Raw genomic sequence first — 4,402 nt, 5'->3', positions numbered from 1 at the left:
CCCATCCACCTGCTGGTATCCTTGTACCCTTTTCGGGCCGGCGCCGCCCCGACCGCGGCCAACATCCAGACAGCCAAAGGCGGTGCGACCAACTCTTTCGCGCCGGTGGAGGCGCGCAGAGACAGCGGGGGAACAACCGATGGCGGAGGATGGGTCCGGTCTGTGCCGGCTGCGCTACGGCGGGCTGGCGTGACCATCGCCGCCGAGAATGCGACGCTCGTCGGCGCCACCGGCATCTCACTACCCCGTCGTCGGATCGTGGCCGAACAGGTCATGGTCATCGCCGGCCAGCTCGGCGCGGGCGGCGGCAATCTACTGTTCTCGATCGTCGCGCTGCGGCTGCTGAGCCCGGGCGACTACGCCGAGCTGGTCACGTTCATCGCTCTATATCTCCTACTGCATGTCCCGGCGGCCAGCCTGTCGGTGGGTAGCGCGATTGCGCCGGGCGACGAGCGGGCGCTGCGCCGCGCCGGGTTGGGGCTCGGCGCCGGCGCCGGCGCCGTCCTCGCGGCGACGAGCGTGCCGTTGTCCGCCGCGCTGCACCTGTCGACCGGGCTCGTGCTCGTCCTGGCCGCTGCCGGCCCGGGTGCGGGGCTGTTGGCGCTCGCCCGGGGAAAGCTGTACGGCGCCGGGCTCGTCGGCGGAGTCACCGCGAGCCTGCTGGCCGAGCCGGTGGGACGGCTGACACTCGGCGTGGTGCTGACCGCGGCGCTTGGTCCGGTCGGCGGAGCGGCCGGGGTCGTTGCCGCCGGCTACTGCGCGCTCGGGATCGCTCGGTGGCGCGGCGCCGGGGTGGCACCGTCAGTGTCGCAAAGCGCCACCGGCGCGAGTCGGCAGACGGCGGCGATGGTCGTGTTCCTGCTGCTCGCCGTCCTGGCGAACCAGGATCTCCTCTGGGCGAACGCGATCCTCGGGCGCGACCAGGCCGCGCTGTTCGCGGTCCTGTCGACGCTCGGCGGCGTCGCGGCGTTCGCGACCGCGACCATCCCGATGGTGCTGCTGCCACGGGCCGCGAACCGTGACACCGCAGCCGTGCTCGTCGCACTGGGCGGGGCGGCCGCGGTCGGTCTCGGTGCGCTCCTGGTCGTCGCGGTGACCCCGACCGGGTTCTGGGTGTCAGTTCTCGGCCCCGCCTACGCCGAGACCGGCCGGCTCGCCGTCGCCTATGTCGGGGCGATGGCGATGTTCGGCCTGGCCCGGGTGCTGGCCGCGGAGAACTGCGTCACCGGCGGCGGCCGGGCGTCGGGCATCGCGGTCGGGGTCACCGTGGTCGGCCAGGCGGTCGGCATCGCGCTCTTCCATGACGACGCGCGCTCGATCGCACTGGTCACCTTGGCCGCCATGACCGCCATGACCGTGTCGGTGGGCACCGTGACCATGCTGCGGGCACGGCCCTCGACCGTGGGCGCCGCATGGCCGAGCCGCCTGCGCCAGGTGGCCGCCAACCACACCGGGTGGGCGGTCGCGGGCCTCACCATGCTCGGGATCGTCATCCGGCTCCTGTCGCCGCACAGCATCTGGGTCGACGAAGCGATCAGCATCCGCCAGGCCAAGCTCTTTCCGTTTCAGGAGTCCATCCGCGCGCTGCGGGACACCGACGTGCACCCGCCCCTGTTCGCCACGGTGCTGTGGCTGGAGGTCCACCTGTTCGGGACGAGCCAGTTGGCCGTCCGGTTGCCCTCGATCGTGACCGGCAGCCTGATGGTGCCGATGCTCTATCTGGCCGGCCGTGAGCTCTACGACCGCCGGGCCGGGCTGGCCGCGGCCATTCTCGGCGTCTTCGCCCCGTTCGCGGTCTGGTACTCGCAGGAGACGCGGATGTACCCGCTGTTCCTGCTGTTCGGAGTCAGCGCCACCTGGGCACAGGCACGGGTACTGCGGGTCGGCGGCCGCCTGGCGTGGGTGATGTACACCCTCGCCAGCGCGCTCCTGCTGTGGACCCATTACTTCGCGACGCTGCAGGTCCTCGCGCAACAGATCGTGTTTGCCGTGATCGCCTGGCGCCGGCGCGGATCGCGCCGCGCCAGTCGGGACGGGCCGGATATCGTGGTGCCGTGGTTGACCAGCATGGCCACACTGGCCTTGCTGGTCGCGCCGCTGGTGCCCTTCGTCAACGCTCAGTTCAACGCCTACAACTCCCGTGGCGGGGTGGGTTTCGCCGCGCAGACCAGTGACGTCGCCGCGGCTGGCAGCCATCCGCTGCTCTCGATCTACTCGATCGGCGCGAACGGGGTCTGGGCTGTCTTCGGATACCACTCGGATGCGATCGTGGCCACCCTGGTCGCGCTGTGGCCGGTGGGGATGCTGGTCGCCTTTCTGCTGCTCGGCCGGGGCTACTCGCGCAGCTCGGTATTGCTCGCCGCGACCGTGCTCGTCCCGGTACTGTTTCTGTTTGCGCTCGGTACGCAGAAGGACAACCTGTTCGAGGTCCGCTACTTCGTCGGTATCCTGCCCGGACTGATTCTTCTCATAGCGCGTGCTCTCACGAGCTGGTTGCGGACCACGGCGGGAATCGCGCTCGGCGTCGGGCTGGCCAGTCTGACCCTCGTGCTTGCGCTGAGCGACCAGCAACTCAATCCAAGCGACCCGCGCCTGTACGACTTCGACGGCGCCTTGAAGCACGTCACCGCTCAGGCGAAACCGGGCGATATAATCATATATTCGCCGATCTTCCTGGTCGATGTCGTTGATTACTACTCGCCTTCGCTCCCGTCCTATGGTCCTGGCTCGGGATCGCTGGCGCGGGCCAGAACCGCCCGCCATGTGTTCGTCATCGGCAGCTTTCTGTCCGATCCCAACGTCGCGGTGGACACCAAAGCCCTCCTGGTCCGGCTGGAACAACGCCGGCAGGTCATCGACACCTTTCACGTCCCTCAAGTAACCGTCTGGGAGCTGCAGTGACCTTCACGCCGAGCCGGGAGACCCTCGCGGACAGCCGCCACCTGTCTCCGGTGGCCCCTGCGGCGCGCCACTCGGTCACCATCGACACGAGGATCGACCCCGATCTCGATCTCGGAACCGGCATCGGAACCGGGATCGTCGGGGACCCGCGGCTCGCGCCGCCGACGTGGCAACCGATGGGGTCGGGCCGGCCGCTGCGGCGCCGGATGCTGTATCTGCTGCCGCTGAACGTGCTCGCCTTCTGCTGGTACTTCGGCTGGCTGCTGGCGCCCGGGCGGGTCGGCAACGCGTTCCTTTACACCCTCCTGCTGCTCGCCGAGGCATTCAATGCGGTGCAGGCGCTGGGCTTCTGGTGGACCTGCTCCCGGGAGCGCGTACGCCGGCGCCGGCCACAGGTCAACGGACAGATAATCGCCGTGGACGTACTGGTACCGGTCTACAACGAGCCGGTCGACGTGGTGGAACCGACGGTGGCCGCGGCGGTCCGGCTGCGGGGCGCGCAGGTGCGCGTGTTCCTGTTGGACGACGGGGACAACCCGCAGATGGCCGCGCTGGCCAGCCGGCACGGTGCCGGCTACATCACCCGGGCGGAACACAACGGCGCAAAGGCTGGCAACCTCAACCACGCGCTCGGCCGAACCTCCGCGCCGATCGTGGTCGTCTTCGACTGCGACCATGTGCCACACCCGGACTTTCTTGAAGCGACGCTCGGTCACCTCGACGACCCCGGCGTGGGCTTCGTCCAGACGCCGCAGTACTACGCGAACGCCTCGACCAACGAGGTCGCCGGCACGTCATGGGCCCAGCAGGCGCTTTTCTTCGGTGGAATCGCGCGGGGCAAGGACGGCCTGGGGTCGATGTTCTGCTGCGGAACGAACATCGCCTTCCGCCGTAAGGCCCTGGCGGAGGTGGGCGGATTCTCCGAGGATTCGCTGACCGAGGACTTCGAGCTGTCGATCCGCATGCACAGCCGCGGGTGGCGATCGGTCTACGTTCCCGAGGTTCTGGCCAGTGGCCTCGGGCCGGCTGACATGGCCTCCTACACCAGCCAGCAGCTGCGGTGGTCCAGAGGCTGCATCTCGGCGATTCCGGCCGTGCTGGCCGCGGGGCTGCCCCGGCGGTTGAAGGCGCAGTACCTGCTGTCCGCCGGCTACTTCCTGTCCGGCTGGACGGTGCTCATCTACATGATCATGCCGTTGGTCCGGATCCTGTTCGGCGTCCAGCCGATCACCGCGGCCAGCGCCGACCAGTTCCTGCTGCACTTCGCGCCTTACTTCGTCGTGGCCCTCGGCACGGTCGCACTGGCCGGGAACGGTAGCTACACCTTTGGCGCCTTCACCCTGCAGAGCGCGAGCTTCTGGATCGGGGTGCTGTCCACGGTGCGAGCGGTACTGCGCCGGCCCGGCCGCTTCGTCGTCACACCGAAGCAGGGGGCCGGGTCCTGGCAACCGTCGGTGGTCGCGGTACCCGTCGCCGTGGCCGTGGTGCTGATCGCTGCCTC

Annotated in this window: 2 protein-coding genes; both read left to right on the top strand. The window is 69.4% G+C overall.

Annotated features, from left to right (window positions below):
- Window positions 1–2,901, top strand: a 2,901-nt coding sequence (locus U9980_RS02950) for a glycosyltransferase family 39 protein (RefSeq protein WP_322766573.1), incomplete at its 5' end; no start/stop codon positions are given.
- The coding region (locus U9980_RS02945) for a glycosyltransferase family 2 protein (RefSeq protein ID WP_322766572.1) at window positions 2,898–4,402 on the top strand (1,505 nt) is incomplete at its 3' end. The genes U9980_RS02950 and U9980_RS02945, both read left to right, overlap by 4 nt.

It is taken from the genome of Protofrankia sp. Cr1 (genome assembly GCF_963555865.1).
Classification (GTDB): Bacteria; Actinomycetota; Actinomycetes; order Frankiales; family Frankiaceae; genus Protofrankia.
Note: the sequence above shows the minus strand (reverse complement) of the source record. Positions and strands in the feature narration are given on the sequence as shown.